Origin of the sequence: Mycobacterium sp. 012931 (assembly GCF_000419295.1) — a bacterium.
Taxonomy (GTDB): Bacteria; Actinomycetota; Actinomycetes; order Mycobacteriales; family Mycobacteriaceae; genus Mycobacterium; species Mycobacterium marinum.
The window spans coordinates 2,819,881-2,839,012 of the sequence record NZ_AOPX01000001.1; the positions used below are offsets into that span (position 1 = coordinate 2,819,881).

General features: G+C 64.8%; 14 protein-coding genes and 3 pseudogenes. 6 read left to right on the top strand and 11 right to left on the bottom strand.

Annotated features, from left to right (window positions below):
* Positions 1-2: 2 nt before the first annotated feature.
* Positions 3-1,211, bottom strand: a complete 1,209-nt coding sequence (locus MMSP_RS12480) for a multidrug effflux MFS transporter (protein ID WP_020786884.1) — start codon at positions 1,209-1,211, stop codon at positions 3-5.
* Between the two features lie 164 nt (positions 1,212-1,375).
* Here MMSP_RS12480 and MMSP_RS12485 point away from each other — a divergent pair, with 164 nt between their 5' ends.
* A complete protein-coding gene (locus tag MMSP_RS12485) occupies positions 1,376-2,158 on the top strand; it encodes an MBL fold metallo-hydrolase (RefSeq protein ID WP_020786885.1) in 783 nt (260 codons plus the stop codon).
* A gap of 27 nt (positions 2,159-2,185) precedes the next feature.
* Here the strand turns inward: MMSP_RS12485 and MMSP_RS12490 are convergent, their stop codons facing one another.
* Positions 2,186-4,819: an adenylate/guanylate cyclase domain-containing protein gene (locus MMSP_RS12490; RefSeq protein ID WP_020786886.1), complete on the bottom strand. Its 2,634-nt coding sequence runs from the start codon at positions 4,817-4,819 to the stop codon at positions 2,186-2,188.
* Between the two features lie 207 nt (positions 4,820-5,026).
* Here MMSP_RS12490 and htpG point away from each other — a divergent pair, with 207 nt between their 5' ends.
* Positions 5,027-6,973 carry a molecular chaperone HtpG gene (htpG, locus tag MMSP_RS12495; protein ID WP_020786887.1) on the top strand — a complete coding sequence of 649 codons (1,947 nt, stop codon included), beginning with the start codon at positions 5,027-5,029 and terminating at the stop codon, positions 6,971-6,973.
* Here the strand turns inward: htpG and MMSP_RS12500 are convergent, their stop codons facing one another.
* From MMSP_RS12500 to MMSP_RS12520, 5 genes are all read right to left on the bottom strand, one after another.
* Positions 6,974-7,945, bottom strand: a complete 972-nt coding sequence (locus MMSP_RS12500; protein WP_020786888.1) for an aldo/keto reductase — start codon at positions 7,943-7,945, stop codon at positions 6,974-6,976. It lies immediately after the preceding gene.
* Positions 7,946-8,061: 116 nt separating this feature from the next.
* The gene (locus MMSP_RS12505; protein ID WP_012395149.1) at positions 8,062-8,700 is read right to left on the bottom strand and encodes a TetR/AcrR family transcriptional regulator; all 639 of its coding nucleotides are present in this window, start codon (positions 8,698-8,700) and stop codon (positions 8,062-8,064) included.
* A gap of 210 nt (positions 8,701-8,910) precedes the next feature.
* Positions 8,911-9,096, bottom strand: coding sequence for a rubredoxin (locus MMSP_RS12510; protein ID WP_011740670.1), 186 nt, complete (start codon positions 9,094-9,096; stop codon positions 8,911-8,913).
* 1 nt (position 9,097) lies between these two features.
* A complete protein-coding gene (locus tag MMSP_RS12515; RefSeq protein WP_015356364.1) occupies positions 9,098-9,265 on the bottom strand; it encodes a rubredoxin in 168 nt (55 codons plus the stop codon).
* A complete protein-coding gene (locus MMSP_RS12520) occupies positions 9,265-10,485 on the bottom strand; it encodes an alkane 1-monooxygenase (protein WP_015356363.1) in 1,221 nt (406 codons plus the stop codon). Before MMSP_RS12520 ends, MMSP_RS12515 begins: the two co-directional genes overlap by 1 nt.
* Positions 10,486-10,694: 209 nt before the next feature.
* On the opposite strand from MMSP_RS12520, the pseudogene glgX reads away from it, so the two are divergent.
* The 3 genes and pseudogenes from glgX (at position 10,695) to MMSP_RS12535 (ending at position 14,670) form a co-directional block, all read left to right on the top strand.
* Positions 10,695-12,839 (top strand): annotated as a pseudogene (glgX, locus tag MMSP_RS12525) (glycogen debranching protein GlgX).
* A gap of 199 nt (positions 12,840-13,038) precedes the next feature.
* Positions 13,039-13,804 (top strand): annotated as a pseudogene (locus MMSP_RS12530) (SDR family oxidoreductase).
* Positions 13,805-13,854: 50 nt separating this feature from the next.
* Entirely contained in the window at positions 13,855-14,670 is an 816-nt protein-coding gene (locus tag MMSP_RS12535) for an SDR family NAD(P)-dependent oxidoreductase (RefSeq protein WP_036426473.1), read from the top strand.
* A gap of 13 nt (positions 14,671-14,683) precedes the next feature.
* Here MMSP_RS12535 and MMSP_RS12540 read toward each other — a convergent pair whose 3' ends face one another.
* Genes MMSP_RS12540 through MMSP_RS12550 form a run of 3 tightly spaced genes read right to left on the bottom strand, consistent with a single transcriptional unit; the run spans position 14,684 to position 17,663 of the window.
* Positions 14,684-15,712 carry an acyl-CoA dehydrogenase family protein gene (locus MMSP_RS12540; RefSeq protein WP_020786893.1) on the bottom strand — a complete coding sequence of 343 codons (1,029 nt, stop codon included), beginning with the start codon at positions 15,710-15,712 and terminating at the stop codon, positions 14,684-14,686.
* Positions 15,709-16,887, bottom strand: coding sequence for an acyl-CoA dehydrogenase family protein (locus MMSP_RS12545; RefSeq protein WP_036427239.1), 1,179 nt, complete (start codon positions 16,885-16,887; stop codon positions 15,709-15,711). Before MMSP_RS12545 ends, MMSP_RS12540 begins: the two co-directional genes overlap by 4 nt.
* Positions 16,887-17,663, bottom strand: coding sequence for a crotonase/enoyl-CoA hydratase family protein (locus MMSP_RS12550; RefSeq protein ID WP_015356358.1), 777 nt, complete (start codon positions 17,661-17,663; stop codon positions 16,887-16,889). The genes MMSP_RS12545 and MMSP_RS12550 overlap by 1 nt, the downstream gene beginning before the upstream one ends.
* A gap of 70 nt (positions 17,664-17,733) precedes the next feature.
* Here MMSP_RS12550 and MMSP_RS12555 point away from each other — a divergent pair.
* Positions 17,734-18,550: pseudogene (locus tag MMSP_RS12555) on the top strand (SDR family NAD(P)-dependent oxidoreductase).
* 36 nt (positions 18,551-18,586) lie between these two features.
* Here MMSP_RS12555 and MMSP_RS12560 read toward each other — a convergent pair.
* Positions 18,587-19,093 (bottom strand): hypothetical protein, encoded by a 507-nt coding sequence (locus tag MMSP_RS12560; RefSeq protein WP_020786897.1) that lies wholly within the window; start codon positions 19,091-19,093, stop codon positions 18,587-18,589.
* Positions 19,094-19,132 lie beyond the last annotated feature (39 nt).

A 19,132-nucleotide genomic window follows, 5' to 3' on the forward strand; every position in this document is an offset into this window, starting at 1 on the left:
AGCTAGCCCGGCGTGGGTTTTTCGCCCTGGACTCGTGGCGTCACCCAGGCGAGTGCGGCGAATACCAGTGCGCCACAAAGCACATAGAGCCATCCCAGCGGAGCCTGGGTGCGTTCCGGACTGACTCCGACGATGGTCATGATCGCGGCGATGATCAGGTACGTCAGGGTGCCGAACAGTCCGCTGACCAAACCGAGGTTGCGACTGAACGCCCCGAGTGCTGCGGCCTGCGCCTGAGGGACCAACGCGCCGCACCCCGCGACCGCCAGCGATACCGCCAGCGTGATCGCCCAGGGATTGACACCAACCACGGGGGCCGACCCCAATAGCAGCGCCGCCCCGACCATGTAGAGCGTCCAGTCGGCAAATGCCAATCGGCGAAAGGCCATGCGAGTGGCCAGCATGCCGGTCGAAAAGCTGCCGAGCAACACCGCAACACCGACGACCAGCGCGATCAGACCATAGGCTGAGGGCGACAAGCCCATCTCGTCCTGATACAAAAACGGTGCGGCCACACCGAATGAGAGCTGCGGACCGGCCAATAACCCGAAAATCGCTGCCAACGCCAGGAACACGCGGTTGCGCGCGGTCACGGTCAGAACCTGCCACGTCTGGCCGAGTTCAAATCGGGTCCGGGACTCTTGATCCAGGGTTTCCGGTAGCGCCCAGGCGACCGCCAATCCCACCACGACGCTCAACGCCGCTATCAAGACGAAAACGTAGTGCCACGAAGTGTACTCGACAATGAACCCGCCCACTGCCGGGGCCAGAATCGGTGCCGCTGACCAGGCAGCACCCAGCAAGCCGTTGACCGATCTCAGGCGTGCACCTTCGAAACAGTCTGCGGCAATGGCGATTGCGATAACGATGAAGGCACTACACGCACCGCCCTGCAGGAACCGCAGCACCAGCAACATGGCAACGTTGTTGGCCGCCGCGCAGGCGAGGCTGGTCACCGTCAGCGCGGCCGCGCAGCCCATGAGCACCGGCTTGCGTCCCCAGGAATCTGACATGATGCCCACGGCAAGGTAGCTCAAGGCCATGCCGATCATGAACACCGTCACCGTGGACTGCAGGGCAGTAGCGGTGGTGCCAATACTGGTTTCCATCTGTGGCAGCGCGGGGGTGTAGGCGTCCATCGGAATCTGATTCAGCGGAACCACACACAGCAGCACCGCGACAATCCGTCGCGATGGCGCCGATGCTTTCACGGGCGTTGCCCCTCGGTCTGCCCGTGGCGTCGACGCATAGCTGCGAATCCTACGGGCAAAACGGTCCGCCGTGTTGGCGTGCCGGCCCCGGTCCGGCCCTTGTTAACTAGGCCGAGTTCTTGTAGCTGCATCGGTGTCATACCGGAATCGGAAGGAGCCCGCCGGTGAAGGTCCACCACCTCAACTGCGGCACCATGAATTCACCCGGCGCAGCACTGTTGTGCCACGTCCTGCTCGTCGAGGCCGGCAACGGGCTGGTCCTGGTCGACACCGGCTTTGGGGTACAAGACTGTCTTGATCCGCGCCGGCTGGGCGCGTTTCGTCACTTCCTTCGGCCTGCCTTGCTGCAGAACGAAACTGCGGTGCACCAGATCGAGCGCCTTGGCTACCGGCCGTCCGACGTTCGCCATATCGTGCTGACCCACTTCGACTTCGACCACATCGGCGGGCTGGCCGACTTCCCGGACGCTCAGGTCCACGTCACCTCCGCCGAGGCGCGCGGCGCCATCCACGCCCCATCGTTTCGTGAGCGCGTGCGGTATCGAAGCGTGCAATGGGCGCACGGCCCCAAACTGGTGGAGCATGGTCACGACGGCGAATCCTGGCGTGGATTCGCCGCGGCCAAAACCCTTGACACCATTGCTGACGGTGTGGTCCTGGTGCCGATGCCCGGTCACATCCGTGGCCATGCCGCGGTTGCCGTCGACGCTGGCGACCGTTGGATCCTGCATTGCGGCGACGCCTTCTATCACGTCGGAACATTGGACGGACAGTCCAAAGTGCCGTTCGTTCTGCGAAGCCAGGAAGAGCTATTCTCCTTTGACCGCAGGCAACTGCGTGACAATCAGGCGCGTCTAGCCGAGCTGCAGCGCCGCCAAAATCCGGGGCTGCTGATCATCTGTGCTCATGATCCCAGCCTCTATGCAGTCGCCAAAGACCTGTCATAGCCGACCTTCTTTGCCTGGGCGCCCCACTCACCGTGCTTGGAGTTCCGTTCTGGCGTGGTCGATTTGGTGATACGCATAGGTCGCCATGGCGGCGGTGGTCATGGCGGCACCGCTCTGGGAGAACGATTCATAGGCGTGGTCTCCAAGTGCATCGCGCAGGTGCGAGATGGTTGTTCTGAGCTCCGGGAACGACGCCTCGGTAATGGGGTGAAATGCGAAACCGGCGATGGTGGCAGCCGCCTCGTAGCGGCCCAGCCGATCGAAGAACGCTGCCAGTACGGCCAGCGGTGTGTTGATCAGGGTGGTGTTTCCGGCCTCGTGGTGATTATGAATCGCCAATGTGAAGTGGTCGAGCGCGGACAATGGATCACCATATTTGGCCTCGACGCGGCACAATACGGCGGCTAGGTGCGTCTCGCTGTTGCGGTTACCGGTGTCCTGGGCGATCCGCAAACCACGGCGCATGGCGGCAAGGGCGCTGGCGGGGTTGGTGTCGCGGAAGGTGAATCCATAGGCAAGTAGGGCGTAACACAGCGCCGCGGGGTTGCGGGTGGCTTCGGCGGACTCGATCAGCGCATCGGCCAGCTGCTCGGCTTCGTCGCATTGACCCTTGATCGTCAAGGCCAGCACCAGACATCCCAGGGTGAGTGTGTGCGTGTCGTGACCGAGCGCGAGCTGGGTGCGGCACAACTCGACCGACTGTTCAGGGTGCCCGCTGCTGGTATACGCACCGGATGGCCACCCCTCGATGCCGAACGGCACCTCGTAGCGGTCGGTGGCCAGCAACCGGGCGGCCTCATCGGCGTAGCGGATGGCTTCTTGGACGCGCCCCGTCGTATAGCACTGTGATGCCAGCACGTGCAGGAACGCGAGCTTGGGATGATCGACCGCTCGTTCGATCGCTTCCTCGACCCACGTCAGCGGCTCAAATCTGTTCACAAAAAAGCCGAGAAATCCCACCCAGGTGGCGATGCTCGCGGCATCGTCGAGGTCATTGTTGTCGGCGGTCCAGCGAAAGGCCAGGCGCAGATTGGCGAGTTCGGCGGTGAGCCACGTGTAGGCCTCAGGTTGCCGGGGGCTGTCCCACACCGCCGCCACGTCGGGCAACCGCTGGGCGAAGTGGCGGGCATGCGCCGTTCGAGCGGCCAGTGCCTGCCCGCGGGTGACCAGTTGCTCCTCGGCGAACTCGCGGATGGTCTCCAGCATCGAAAACCGTGATCGCCCCGAAAGCCGGTCGACGATGAGCAGGGACTTGCCCACCAACGCATCCAGCAAGTCCAGCACCTCGTAGTCGTCGTGAGTATCGGCGGATCCGGCTACCGCGCAGGCGCTTTGCAGATCGAAACCACCGGCGAACACCGAGCAACGCTCTAGCAGAACCTTTTCCGCGTCGCTGAGATGGTCGTAAGACCACGCAACGGCGTGACGCAGCGTTTGGTGACGTCCCAGGCCGCGCCGAGATCCGACCAGCAAGCGGAAGCGGTGATCGAGCCGATCACGCACCTCGATCGGGGTCATCGACGCCATGCGGGAGGCGGCCAGCTCGATGGCCAGCGGGATTCCGTCAAGACGCCGGCAGATTTCGGCGATCGCGGCCGCATCCTGGGCATCGGTCGGTGCGAAGCCGGGGGCAACACCTTGGGCGCGTTCGACGAAGAGGGTGCCGGCAGCGGACACCACGCCGCCACCGACATCCAGCGACGGCACCGACCACAGCTGCTCGTCAGGCACCTCCAGCCGCTCGCGACTGGTCGCCAGGATCCGCACGGTCGTCGAACCGGCGAGGATGGCTTCGATCAGGTCGGCCGCCGCGTCACGCACGTGCTCGCAATTGTCGAACACCAAGAGCCGGACCCGTCCTTCCAGCGCCGTGGCCACGCTCTGGGTTACGGTCTTTCCCGCTTGTTGGGTAATCCCCAGCACGGCGGCCACCGCGTCGGGCACCGCGGCCGGATCGGAAACGGCGGCCAGTTCGAAAAGCCAAACGCCATCCGGGAATTCATCAGCAACACGTGTTGCGACCTCCAGCGCCAGCCGAGTCTTGCCGACACCACCGACCCCGGTCAACGTCACCAACCGATGGACCTGCAACGCCGTCTGTACCTGGCCGATCTCCGCCGCACGAGCGACGAAGCTGGTCAGCGCGGGCCGCAGGTTGCCAGGACTTGTATCCGGTGCCCGCAAGGCGGGGAAATCGGTGCGCAGGCCCGGTGCCCGAACCTGGAACACCCGCACCGGGGCAGGCAGATCCCGCAACCGGCGTGACCCGAGATCTAGCAAGTCCACTCCGCTGATCAGATTTGCTGTCGAGTCGGTCAGCAGGATCTGGCCACCGTGGCCGGTCGCCATCACCCGCGCGGCGCGATTGAGCACCGCACCGAAGTAGTCCGCGTCATGCGGCTCGGCTTCGCCGGTCGCCAGCCCCATCCGCACCGGCAACTCGAGTGCTCGCTGTGCATCGACGGCGGCATCGACGGCGGATCTCGGCGACGGGAACGCGGCGCAGACGCCGTCGCCCGTGTGCTTGAACAACCAGCCCCGGTGCGTCTGGATCGTCCGTGTGAGCACCGCATCATGGGCCGCGAGGGCGGCCCGCATCCGATCGGGGTCGGACTCCCACCGGCGGGTGGAGCCCTCAACATCGGTGAACAGGAACGTCACGATCCCCGAAGGTGGACCCCCCCCAGATCAGCGGCCACTAACGCAGAATGCCACACCGAAGGCGGTTCTACCTCGAACATTGCCGCAAAGTGTTCGGCTGGGCGCAGGGGCTGCACCGACCTCAGCGGCCTCGCTCGGTGACCCCCGTGACGTGTGTTTTCAACCATCTCGCTAAAATCGAGACGCCATGTCGTCGGAAGGAATCTCATGAACGCGCGTGTCGAGCAGCTGGAGTTTCAGGCGGAGGCCCGGCAGCTGCTGGATCTGATGATCCACTCGGTCTACTCCAACAAGGACTCATTTCTGCGGGAGCTGATCTCCAACGCCTCCGATGCGCTGGACAAGCTGCGAATTGAGGCCTTCCGGAACAAGGACCTCGAAGTCGACACCTCGGACCTGCACATCGAGACCGAGGCCGACAAGGGCGCGCGGACACTGACGGTGCGCGACAACGGCATCGGAATGACCCGGGCGGAGGTCGTGGACCTGATCGGCACCCTGGCCAAGTCGGGCACCGCCGAGCTGCGCGCGCAGCTGCGGGAGGCCAAGAACGACGCAGCCTCCGAGGAGCTGATCGGCCAATTCGGCATCGGGTTCTACTCATCGTTCATGGTCGCCGACAAGGTCGAACTGCTCACCCGCAAGGCCGGGGAGAGCGAGGCCACCAAGTGGGAGTCCAGCGGAGAGGGCACCTACACGATCGAATCCGTCGAGGGTGCTCCGCAGGGGACCTCGGTCACATTGCACCTCAAGCCCGAAGACGCCGAGGACGAGCTGTATGACTACACGGCGGATTGGAGGCTACGGCATCTGATCAAGAAGTACTCAGACTTCATCGCCTGGCCGATCCGCATGGAGGTGGAGAAGCGCGTCCCGGCCCCTCACGAAGAGGGTGAGGAGCCCGGCGAGGAGACCGTGGTCCTCGAAACCGAGACGCTCAACTCGATGAAGGCGTTGTGGGCCAGGCCCAAGGACGAGGTCTCCGCCGACGAGTACAACGAGTTCTACAAGCACATCGCGCATGCCTGGGATGACCCGATGGAGGTCATCGCCATGAAGGCCGAAGGTACCTTCGAGTACCAGGCGCTGCTCTTCATTCCCTCGCACGCCCAGCATGACCTGTTCAATCGGGATGCGGTCTTCGGTATTCAGCTGTATGTCAAGCGCGTATTCATCATGGGCGACTGCGACCAGCTGATGCCCGAGTACCTGCGCTTTGTCAAGGGTGTCGTCGACGCACAGGACATGTCACTGAACGTGTCTCGCGAAATTCTGCAGCAGGATCGCCAGATCAAGGCGATTCGCCGACGGCTGACCAAGAAGGTCCTGTCCACCATCAAGGATCTGCAGTCCGAGCGGCCCGAGGACTACCGCACCTTCTGGACCCAGTTCGGCAAGGTCGTCAAGGAAGGGCTGCTGGCCGACTTCGACAACCGCGAGACGCTGTTGGAGATCTCCTCCTTCGCCTCGACCCACAGCGAAGAGGAACCCACCACCCTGGCCGGCTACGTGGAGCGCATGAAGGAAGGCCAGACGCAGATCTTCTTCGCGACCGGGGATTCGCGACAGCAGATCCTCAAGTCGCCGCACCTGGAGGCCTTCCGGGCCAAGGGCTATGAGGTGCTGCTGCTCACCGAACCGGTCGACGAAGTATGGGTGGGAGTGGTCAACGAGTTCGATGGAAAGCCGCTGCAGTCGGTCGCCAAGGGCGGGGTAGACCTGGACTCCGACGGCGAAGGGAGCGAGGCCGAGCGCGAAGAGCAGCAGAAGGAGTTCGCCGACCTGCTGGGCTGGCTCAAGGAGACGTTGGGCGAACAGGTCAAGGAAGTGCGGTTGTCCACCCGCCTGACCGAGTCGCCGGCTTGCCTGATCACCGACACGTTCGGCATCACTCCCGCGCTTGCCCGCATCTACCGGGCCACCGGGCAAGACGTTCCGGTCGGCAAGCGAACGCTGGAACTCAACCCCGCCCATCCGCTGGTGATCGGTCTGCGCCAGGCGCAGGCGAGCGCTGACGACGATGCCAAGAAGGAGGCGGTCAGTGAAACCGCGGAGCTGCTCTACGGCACAGCGCTTCTTGCCGAAGGCGGTGCGCCAGACGATCCGGCCCGGTTCGCCGAGCTGTTGGCGGATCGTCTGACGCGAACGCTGTAACTAACGCCGGCCCAGCTTCTCGCGGACCGTGTCGGTGAGGAATCGCCGGGCCGACACGGGGTGAAAAGCCCTGGCCGCCTCGGTTAGTGCGGCACGCGCGTCCGCGCTGAGTTCGATGTCGGCTGCGGCAACATTGAACTCGAGTTGCTCCACGCTGGACGCTCCCGGGATGGCGACCACGCCGGGCAGGCTGATCAACCATGCCAGCGCCACCTGGGCGGGCTTTGCGTCGACGTCAGTGGCGACGGCGCGAAGCGTCTGCAGCAGCGGCTCGATCCGGCGCAGGTTCTCCGTGCCGAACAGTGGGTTGACGGCCCGAACACCGGCCGGCCGGTTGTCCACACCGTATTTGCCGCCCAGCAGCCCCTGCGCCAGTGGGCTGTAGGCGATGATGATGCGGTTCTCCCGTTCGGCGAAGGGAACCAGGTCATCGAGCGGACCGGGATGCGCCAGCGAGAAATGCACCTGGTTGCTGACGACGGGGCGCCCGAGTGCGGCGTCCGCTTTCTTCCAGCGCGCCAACGAGTAGTTGGAGACGCCGGCCGCTCCGATCCTGCCGGTGTCGAGGAGCTCGCGCATGCCCGGCATGATCACCGAATCGGGGACCACCGGGTTGGGCTGGTGGATCTGATATAGCGGGATGCGGTCGAGCTGCAACCTGCGGGCACTGGCCCGTTCGCGCTGCTTGACCACCGCCGGAAACGGCGCCACGGGCATGATCTTGCTGGCTACGACCACTTCGGCGCGCTCGTCGCCGAGTGCCTCGCCGAGAATCCGCTCACTCTTGCCCAGTCCGTAGACCTCGGAGGTGTCGAACAGGGTGACTCCCAGCGCACGAGCGCGCGCGACGATGTCGCGGGCGGCGCCGGAGGCGTACCGGTCCCCATAACCCCACTCGCGTGAGCCGAACTGCCAGGTGCCCAGCCCGATCCGGCTGACATTTCCGATTCCGTCGACCTCGAGGTGTTTCATGGTTCACACGGTATTGAGCGGTCTCCCTGCGTCTGGGCGGTGAGGGTGCGCAGAATGCCGGTCAGCACGGCGTGTCTTCGTGCAGACACGCACGCTCGCGGCGACGGCGAGTGCCGTCAGCGCGCCCTATTGACTGAGTCGATGTAGGGCGCGAGCAGGTGCGCCATCCCTTTGGCGGCCTCATCGGCATCACTCGGGGGCAGGGCGAGGTAGCTCAGGGCAGCCCGTACCACCGCCTGGCCCATCACCGCCGCGTCGTATTCGTTGGCGTTTACCCAGCTGTGCTGGAAGGTCTGGGACAGCTGTTCGGTGGCATGATCGACCAGGAACTGACTCTCGACGGTGATCAAACGCAGAATGTCGTTGGGTGCGTCTTCAGTTCGCAGCACCTGGGCTAGGGGGTCGTTGGCGACGCGGTGGAAGAAATCACTGAACACGGTCTGCATAGCGCTGTAGCCGTTGCCGTGGTTTTCGCTGATCGCCGTTTGCATTCCGGTGACGATGCTGTCGGTCAGGCGCAGGGCGTAGTGGCGCGCCAGGCCCCGGCGCGACTGGAATTCGTTGTAGAGGGTGCCCCTGCTGATGCCTGCGGCGGAAGCCACATCGGCCATGGTGATCGACGACCATTTCTTGACCAGCAGCAACCCGTGCATCGCGTCGAGAACCCCGTTATGCATCAGATTCGCAGCGGTGCTGCGATACGGATTGCGGGTTCGATGCTCGGGGTCGACCATGTAGCTGAGATTAGTGCGCATTGATAGTGCCTTCGACTTTCGGTCCACAATGTTGTTTTGGGTAGGCGCCGCCCGTGCATTTGCGAGAATGTCGACGACGTCGGTCCCGCCCGAATTAACTCCGGTAGGTCCTCGCGGGCCGGTTGTGACAACCGAAATGGCTACTGAAGGTTGCTATCTGGGGATATGGCCATACATGTCCGCATGGCCATATCCGGTGGGCTGATGGTGCTAGGTCCGGCTGACTTCGATCATCTCGAAGTCCGACTTTGCGGCGCCGCAGTCCGGGCAGCTCCAGTCGTCGGGAATGTCGTCCCAACGTGTTCCCGGGGCTATGCCGTCTTCGGGCCAACCTTGTGCCTCGTCATACTCAAACCCGCACTGCACGCAGCGATACAGCTTGAAATCGGTTGACATGTCAGGCCTCCTGTAGCTGGAAGTCGATCTTCTCCCGGACGCCGCAGTCTGGGCAGTTCCAAGTTTCATCGACATCGGCCCAGCTGGTGCCCGCCGGATACCCCTCGCGCGGGGCACCGACAGCTTCATCGTAGACGTAGTCGCACACCGGGCAGTGGTAAGCGGCCATCACCGGACACCGTAGGTGGCGAGGATCTTGTCGCGCTTGCGCGGATCGATGTTGACCTTGGTGATGTCGCCGTCGTAGTGCTCAATGACGCGGTGGTCCATCAGCTTCCGCCACAGCGGCGGGAAGTAGGTCAGCGTGATCAACGTGGCATAGCCGCTGGGCAGGTTGGGGGCGCCGTCCATGCTGCGCAGCGTCTGGTAGCGGCGTAGGGGATTGGCGTGGTGGTCGCTGTGCCGCTGCAGGTGGTACAGGAAGATGTTGGTGACGATGTGGTCGGAGTTCCAGCTGTGCACGGGTGCGCAGCGTTCGTAGCGCCCCGAAGCGGTGCGCTGCCGCAGCAGCCCATAGTGTTCGAGGTAGTTGACCGACTCCAACAGTGATGCGCCGAACAGTCCCTGAATGATCAGGAATGGCAGCACCTGCCAGCCGAACACGGCGGTCAGCGCGCCGAACAGAACCACCGACATGATCCAGGCGTTGAGCACATCGTTGCGCATGCTCAGGGTGGGCTTGTTGATGCGTTGCATGCGGCTCTTTTCCAGCTCCCATGCGGACTTGAGCGAGCCGAACATGCTGCGCGGGAGGAACATCCAGAAGCTTTCACCGAACCGTGCGCTGGCCGGGTCCTCCGGGGTGGAGACGCGGACGTGGTGGCCGCGGTTGTGCTCGATGTAGAAGTGGCCATACAGGGTCTGGGCGAGGGTGATCTTGGACAGCCACCGCTCCAGGTTCTCGCGTTTGTGTCCCAATTCGTGGGCGGTGTTGATGCCCACCCCGCCGACGACTCCGATGGTCATGGTGAGACCGATCTTGGAGATCAGGCCCAGTCCTGCGCCCAGTCCCAGCCAGCTCAAGTTGTCGGCCGACCACAGGTAGCAGGCCAAGACGAGGCTGACCATCTGCAGCGGAATGAAGGCGTAGGTGCAGTAGCGGTAGTACTTGTCGTTCTCCAGGCGCTCCATCACTTCGTCAGGAGGGTTCTCGCCGTCTGGGCCGAAGAACACATCCAGGGCCGGTAGCAGCAGGTAGAGCAGGAACGGCCCGATCCACCACAACACCGGAGTGACGGCGGTCCAGCCGAGCTTGCCGAACACCCATGCCAGCGCGAGGCTTGCCGGCAATGCCGTCGGCAGCACCAATCCCACCAGCCACAGGTATCGCTTCCGGTCTCGCCATTGCTGGACCGGATTTTCCGACTTTGGTTGCGCCACGGACGTCATGACGATCCTTTCTCAGTGTGGTCACTGCCCTGATCCAGGTAGTGCGGCCAGCGCGCCGGAGGGGCGACCGCTGGCATGTTTTGAACATATCAGAGGAGTTGTGCAATCAATAGATAAATTTCTAGATTTGTTCAAACTGCCTGATCGTGCGGTGCCCACCGGGCCGTCGCGCCGTTTGACCGCGACGCCGATCGGGTATCAAGTTCGCCATGGCTGGCACCGCCGTTGCTCCCACACCCACCGGTGAGGTCTGGCCGGGCCGGGCCTACCCGCTGGGCGCGACGTATGACGGTATGGGTACGAATTTCGCGATCTTCAGCGAAGTCGCTGAGCGGATCGAGCTGTGTCTGTTCGATGCGGACGACACGGAGAGCCGGGTCGAACTGCCTGAGGTTGACGGGTTCGTCTGGCACGCGTATGTGCCGGCCATCGACCCCGGCCAGCGTTACGGATACCGCATCCACGGTCCCCACGATCCCCGCGCCGGGCACCGGTGCAATCCGAACAAGCTGCTGCTGGACCCTTATTCGAAGGCGATCGAAGGCACATTCGCCTGGAACCAGTCGCTGTTCGGCTATACCTTCGGTGACCCCGAGAGCCGCAATGACGAGGACTCCGCGGCCAGCATGCCCAAAGCGGTGGTGATCAATCCCTATTTCGACTGGGCAAACGATCGGCCCCCCGACCACCACTACGCCGACACGGTCATCTACGAAGCACACGTGAAAGGCCTGACACAGACCCATCCGGACATACCCGAACAGCTACGTGGCACCTATGCCGCGGTGGCGCACCCGGCAATCATCGACCACCTCAAAAGCATCGGTGTCACCGCGATCGAGCTGATGCCGGTACACCGTTTCGCCAACGACTCGACGTTGGCCGACAAGAATCTCTCGAATTACTGGGGCGACAACACGATCTCGTTCTTTGCGCCCGACCCGAAATATTCCAGCGCCATGCTGCCAGGGGGCCAGGTTCAGGAGTTCAAGGCGATGGTGCGCGCCCTGCACGAGGCGAACATCGAGGTGATCCTCGATGTCGTCTACAACCACACCGCCGAGGGCAACCATCTGGGGCCCACGCTCTCTATGCGTGGTATCGACAACGCCGCCTACTACCGGCTGGTCGATGATGACATGCGTTACTACGTGGATCACACCGGAACCGGCAACAGCTTCAATGTCAGCCATCCGCACTCGCTGCAGCTGATCATGGATTCGTTGCGCTACTGGGTCACCGAGATGCATGTTGATGGCTTCCGGTTCGATCTGGCGGCTACCCTGGCGCGCGAGTTCTATGAGGTCGATCGGTTGGCGACGTTTTTCGAACTCGTGCAACAGGATCCAACCGTCAGCCAGGTCAAGCTCATCGCCGAGCCGTGGGATGTGGGCCCCGGCGGCTATCAGGTGGGCAACTTTCCGCCGCAGTGGACGGAGTGGAACGGCAAGTACCGCGACACCGTTCGGGACTTCTGGCGCGGTGAGCCGGCCACGCTCGATGAGTTCGCCTACCGATTGTCCGGATCGGCCGACCTCTACGAGCACACCGGGCGAAGGCCGGTTGCTTCGATCAACTTCGTCACCGCCCATGACGGGTTCACACTGCGCGACCTGGTGTCCTACAACGACAAACACAACGAGGCCAACGGGGAGGACAACGACGACGGCGAGGGCCATAACCGCTCGTGGAACTGCGGTGTGGAAGGGCCCACCGATGACCCCGCGATCAATGCGCTGCGGGCCCGTCAGCAGCGCAACCTCATCGCTACTCTGATGCTGTCGCAGGGTGTCCCGATGATTTCGCACGGTGACGAGCTCGGGCGTACCCAATACGGGAACAACAACGGATACTGCCAGGACAGCGTGCTCACCTAGATCGACTGGTCCGACGTCGATACCGGCCTGCTGGAGTTCACCCATGCGGTGTCCGCACTACGTGCCAACCACCCGCTATTCCGTAGGCGGCGCTTCTTCAACGGAAAGCCGGTCGGTCGCCGTGGCGAAGCGGGGCTGCCCGACATCGCTTGGTTCGCCGCGGATGGATCAGAGATGGCTGACGAGGACTGGGGGGTCGGTTTCGCCAAGTCGATCGCCGTTTTCCTCAATGGTCAGGGCATCGCCGACCGGGACATGCGTGGCCACCGAGTCCTCGATGACTCGTTCATCCTGTGTTTCAACGCTCACTTCGAGCCCATCGACTTCACCCTCCCGCCGGTGGAGTTCGGCAGCGGTTGGCGGGTTGTGGTCGCTACCGCTGCCGCAACAGCGACTTCGGCCGGGGCTCTGCCGGCGGCGGCCACGATCGTCGTTGACGCGCGCAGCAGCGTGGTGCTGCAAGCGGTCACCGAGTAGACGTCGGCGATCTTCGGGCCACCGAACGCCTTACGCGGTCCGGGTACGGTCGATACGCTGTGGCTTGCGCGGGGCTCTTCGCGCAGCGTCGATGCGACCTTGCGCGCCGTGGATCGAAGGGAATCGCGCTGGCATCCTTCCAGGCCATGGCGCCGGGGGGAGTGACATCGGCTGGTGAAGGCGGGTTATGTCAAAGACCGTGGTGATCGGAGCCTCGAGCGGGCTGGGGCGCTGCATTGGTGTTGGACTTGCGCGGCGTGGCGATCATGTCGCACTTCTGGCCCGGCGGCGCGAGCGAACGGGGGCCGCCGCCAAGGAAGCGGGGCCGGGGACCGTCGCCGTCGAATGCGACGTTACCGATGAAGCGTCGTGCCGATCGGCGCTCGCCGCGGCGGCCGACGCGCTTGGGGGGATCGACAACCTCGTCTACGCCCCCGCCATCAGCCCCCTCGTTCGGCTGGCCGAAACCGACGCCGACACCTGGCGGCGGGTCTTTGACACTAACGTCATAGGCGCGTCGCTCGCGACGGCGGCGGCGTTGCCGCAACTGAGGGCCGCCGCGGGCAAGGCCGGTCTATCTCTCCTCGGACGCGGGCAGCCACGCGCCCCCATGGCCTGGCCTGGGTGCCTACGGCGTCAGCAAGGCGGCACTGGAACGACTCGTGGAGGCGTGGCGAGCCGAACACCCGGAAATCGGGTTCACCTGCGTCATCGTCGGAGAGTGCGCCGGCGGCGAGGGCGATGCTCAGACCGGCATGAACATCGGCTGGGATAGAGAGCTAGCTATGAAGGCCTATCCGCTTTGGCTGGCGCGTGGCTGCATGCCAGGCAAGTTGATGCCGGTCGAGGACTTGGTCAACATCGTGCACACGATCCTGCGCACCGACGCGGCTACCTCGATACCGGTCGTCATTGCCCGGGGCGCATCCGCTCCGGCCGGGGTGCTGGATGCGGGTCAGTCCTAGACTGAAAAATGTTGTTCCAGTGCGTGATTCAGTGAAGATTCGGGACCGTGATGAGTGACGAGGCGTTGGTTGCGGTGGTGACCGGGGCGAGCCGTGGGGCCGGGCGTGGTATCGCGGCGGCTCTGGCCGCGCGGGGCTGGCGGGTGTATGCGACGAGCCGCAGCGTCGCCGACGCGCCGCCCGGGGGAGTCGCGGTCCGGGTCGACCATCGCGATGACACGGCCACCGCCGCGCTGTTTGAGCGGGTGCAGCAGGAATCGGGCCGCCTTGATCTGCTGGTCAACAATGCCGCGGCGATCTCCGATGACTTGGTCGACCCCAAGCCGTTCTGGGAGAAGCCGCTTGCGCTGGCCGACGTACTCGATGTCGGTCTGCGGTCCTCTTATGTCGCATCCTGTTATGCCGCACCGCTTCTGGTGGCCGGCGGCCGCGGCCTGATCGCCTTCACCTCGTCACCGGGGTCGGTGTGTTACATGCACGGCCCGGCGTACGGGGCGCAGAAGGCCGGTATCGACAAGATGGCCGCCGACATGGCGGTGGACTTTCATGACACCGGCGTCGCAACGGTGTCGATCTGGATGGGCATCCTGCTGACCGAGAAGCTGCGAGGCGCATTCGGGCAACACCCAGACGGTCAGCGCACGCTCGCCAAGACCGCTGAGCACGCCGAAACCCCAGAATTCACCGGCTATTTGATCGATGCACTGTATCGGGATTCCGCTCTGGGCGAGCTGAGCGGACAAACCGTGATCGGCGCCGAGCTTGCCGAGCGCTACGGCATCACCGACGAGGGCGGACACCACCCGCCGTCTCACCGGCACATCTTGGGTGCACCGCGAACACCGAGCACCGTTGTGGTGCGGTAGCGCTCCGGCCCGGCTACCCGGTAATCAGACCCCACAACCCGGAGCCGCCCGCGTGCAGTGCGGCCTTGGTCACCTGCTCGTCCCAATAGTGGACCGAGCCGAACTCCGAACGCCAAGCCAATGCCGCGCGCGTGAATTCGTGCAGCCGGTGCTCTTCGGTGGTGCCGATGGCGCCATGCACCTGGTGGGCGTTGCGCACCACGACCGAGACGGCGTGGCCCACGCACGAGCGGGCAACCGCGACAAGAAAGTCCAAGTTCTGCGCCGACCATTGACTGGTGACGGCCTTGGTGAGTGCGGCCTCGGTCGCTGCCCTGGCCAGCGCGGTCTCGGCGGCGATGTCGGCGATTAGATTCTGTACCGCCTGGAACTTGGCCAGCGGACGGCCGAACTGGACGCGTGAGCTCACGTGCTCAACCGACAGATGCAGAATCTGGTCCAGCGCCGCGCAGACCTGGATCGCCCGCACCAGTGCCGACTTGAACTTCAGCGTTGAAACCACGGCTCCGGTGGTGGGCACACCCCGAAGGTCGAGATGGTCGGCACGGACCGTGTTACGCGGTTCGCCGATCATGTTGGCGCCGGGAGTGATAGTGAGTGTCTGCGCATCGACGTCGGCAAGGCGGTATTCGCCAGCCGATTGCCTGATCACCACGATGCGGTCGGCGTGAGAGGCCCATGGAACCTCGGTAGTGACCCCATCGGCGTCGAGTAGACACACCGTTCTTACCGCGGCGTCGGCGCCCATGTCATGGGCATCGAGCAACCAGCAAGCCAACAGATCATGTTCGGCCAACGGAATTCGCACCGCGTTGCGTACCGCTGCAGCTAGCAACTCGGCCGCCTCATACCAGCTGGCCCCGCTGCCGCCGCTGTCTTCCGCACCGGTGAGACGGGCCAGGCCAAGCTGCTCGAGTCGCTGCCACAGCGCCGGATCGCGCCGGCTTGCCTCGGTGGGGGGATGCGACGTGCGGTACTGGGCGAAGACCGCCTCCATCATGTTCACCAGGGCGGGGTCGACGGTGTGCACGGTGGCGCTCATCGCAGTCCCAATCCCCGCGCGATGACACCGCGCAGCACTTCGTTGGTTCCACCACGCAGGGTGAAGCCCGGCCGCTGGTCCAGCGCCGCGGTGACCAGGGCGGCGAACTCGGGATCGCGCGGGCGGTGCGGGGCGCCCGAGTCGGCCAGGTCGGTCGAGTCGGCCAGGTCGGCGAGTTCGGCTATGTCGCCCTCGGTGCTGCTGCCCAGCACCTTGACCACCGCCGCAGGTAGGTCGGCGGGATCGTTGCGCTCAAGTGCGCCAGCCACCGCGGCGGACATCTGGTGCAGGCCGGCGATGCGCGCCACCAGTCGCCCGAGCTGCTGGTCGCGGGTAAAGCGTTGCTCGGCCATGCTTTCGGCGGTAGCAGCCAGCAATACGAAGGTGGACAGGAAGCGCTCTGGTCCACTGCGCTCGAAGCTGAGTTCCGATGTCACCTGCGTCCAGCCGTTGCCGATTGCCCCGAACACCATCTCGTCGGGTACATGGGCGTTGTCGAGGATCACCTCGTTGAAGTGGTGGGCGCCATTCATGGAGATGATCGGCCGGGTCTGGACCCCCGGCCCGCGTAGGTCGACGATGAATTGACTTAGCCCGGCATGCCTGTGGTCGGGGTCCACCGGCGCGGTGCGCGCGAGCACGATGAACGCGTGGGCGCGGTGTGCCCCCGAGGTCCATACCTTTGTGCCCGACAACAGCCAACCGCCCTCGCCGCGTACCGCCCGGGTCCGCACGCTGGCCAGATCGGAACCGGAATCGGGCTCGCTCATGCCGATGCCGAAAAAGCACTCACCGCGCACAATCCGAGGCAGGAAGTGCGACTTCTGCAGTTCGGTCCCGTACTTGAGCAGTGACGGCACGATTTGACGGTCGGCTATCCAATGGGCGGCCACGGGTGCACCGGCGGCCAGCAGTTCTTCGGTGACGACGAATCGTTCCAGGAACGTGCGCCCGTGTCCGCCGTACTCGACGGGCACGGTCATGCCCAACCAGCCGCGGTCGGCGAGCGCGGCGGTGAAGTCCTCATCCCACGCCGACAGCCAGGCATCAACCGAGGGGGTGAACCCGCCGGCGGCGGACTGCTCGGCAAGAAATGCGCGGACCTCGCCGCGCAGGACATCGGCCCGGGGGGAATCGAGGGCCCCCGCGGGTGGCGCCAACCGGGGCAGCGCCATCAGCGCGTCCGCCACTTCGCAATGCGTTGTTGGTGTTCGGGGTCGCGATGGGCAAGTGGTTGCATGGCGGCGGCCATCCCCAGCGTCGACTCGAGCGAGCCGACCCGGGACTCTTGCAGCAGTCGCTTGGCCATGCGCAACGCGTGCGCGGGGTTCTTGACGATCCGCTCGGCCAGCTCCTGTGCCTGCGGCAGCAGATCGTCGTGGGGCACCACCCGGCTGACCATGCCCCATTCGAGAGCCGTTGCGGCATCGATGCGGTCGCCGGTCAGCGTCATCTCCGCGGCGCGCTCGTAGCCGATCGCACGCTGCAGAAACCAGGTGCCGCCGTCGCCGGGGATGATGCCGAGCGCGACGAAGCTCTCCGCGAACGAGGCTCGCTGCGATGCGATCCGGATGTCACACATCATCGCCAGGTCGCAGCCCGCGCCGATGGCCGCGCCGTTGATCGCACCGATGAGCGGGACTTCGAGACGGGCCAGTGCGCGCGGAATGCGCTGGATTCCGTCGGTGTAAGCCTGCCGCTGTTCGAGCGCGTCCAAGCCGAACATCCCGTCGCGGTTGGCCATTTCCTTGACGTTGCCGCCCCCCGAAAAGATCTTGCCGGCCCCGGTGAGAATGACCGCGCGGACGCTGGTGTCGATGTTCGCGTCGTCGACCGCGGCCTCGAATGCCGCGATGAAGTCCCTTCCGGTGATCGCGTTGCCCACATCGGGCAGGTTGATCGTCCAGGTCCGGATCGGTCCGTTGGTGGTGATGTCCAAGGCGGTGTTCATGAGGGCAACTGTAAGGAGTTGGTCCCCCACGTGGACCGGGCGGGCGCTGCCAGTGCCACGCTGTTCAACCATGACCGACATGACCAAATACGGTCCGTGGGTGGTGATCGCCGGCGGTTCGGAGGGGGTAGGCGCCGAGTTCGCCCGGCAGCTGGCTGGCGGCGGGCTGAATCTGGTGCTGATCGCGCGCATCCGGGCCGCTGGCCGATACGGTGCGACGCTGCCGGGAGACCGGCGTGCACGTGCGCACGATTGCCGTGGATCTCGTTGATCCCGAGGCGGTTGCGCTGATCTGCTCCGAGACGGCCGACCTCGAGGTCGGCTTGTTGATCTACAACGCGGGCGCCAACACCTGCCGGGAACAGTTCCTCGATGCCGAGCTAACCGAACTGGGTCGGGTGATCGACCTCAACGTGACGCGGATGCTCGAACTCGTGCACCACTTCGGGCGGCCGATGCGGGCGCGCCGCCGCGGCGGCATCTTGCTGGTCGGTTCGACGGCGGCCACCTACGGAGCGATGCGGCAGTCGGCATACGCCGGTGCCAAGGCGTTCAGCCGGCTGTTCGCCGAAAGCCTCTGGCTAGAGCTGCGCGAAGCCGGCGTGGATGTGCTTGAACTCGTGCTGGGGGTGACCCGCACGCCGGCGATGCAGCGGGCCGGGCTGAACTTCGATGCGCCGGGAATCTTGGTTTCCGATCCGGCCGACGTAGCCCGTGAGGGTCTGGACAACCTGGCCAACGGTCCGGTTGTCATCGCCGGTGACAACGCCGCACACGTGCACCGCGGCAGCGGAGCGGACCGGGCGGCGATCGTCCTGCGCGCGCATCGGGCCATGCAGGCGCTCATCGGTTCGCCCCCGCCACCTCCCAAAGGGGATCGCGCATGACCGATGCCGCCGATCTGGTGGCCCGGTGTGCGCGGATCAACTGCTTCCTCCGGTGACGAAGCAGCGGCTATTGCCGGTGTCGAGGAACACTTCGTCGACGGCGGACTGGTCGACGGTCGGAAACTCGAAACGATGCACTTGTTGGCCGGCTTCGATGACGGCCTCTTGGGACTCGTTGCTGCCGTCCTTCTTGCGCACCACCGCGGTCACCTTGCCGGACTTCGACATGTCTTGCGGCTCATGGAAATACCACACTTCGATACCCGATCCGGACGAAGTGGGCTGCCAACCGTCGGAATAGAAGCAGGCCGGGTTTCCCTCGGCGTCCGGTGGTGGGGGCGGGCATATCGACAGTCCGACGCAGGGTGCGGTGGTGGTTGGGCTCGCGCCGGTGCGCGTCGTCATCGGGGTGGCCGGGTTGACGGCCGATGTCGACGAACTCGGAGCAGATGCTGCCGGTGGTGCGGGCCGCCCGGATGCGCATCCGGCGATGACCGCGCAACCGGCCAGGATGATGACCGGCAACCGGAATGCCTTTGACATGACTGCCCTCTCCGCGCCGCTACTCGTCGGACCACTCCT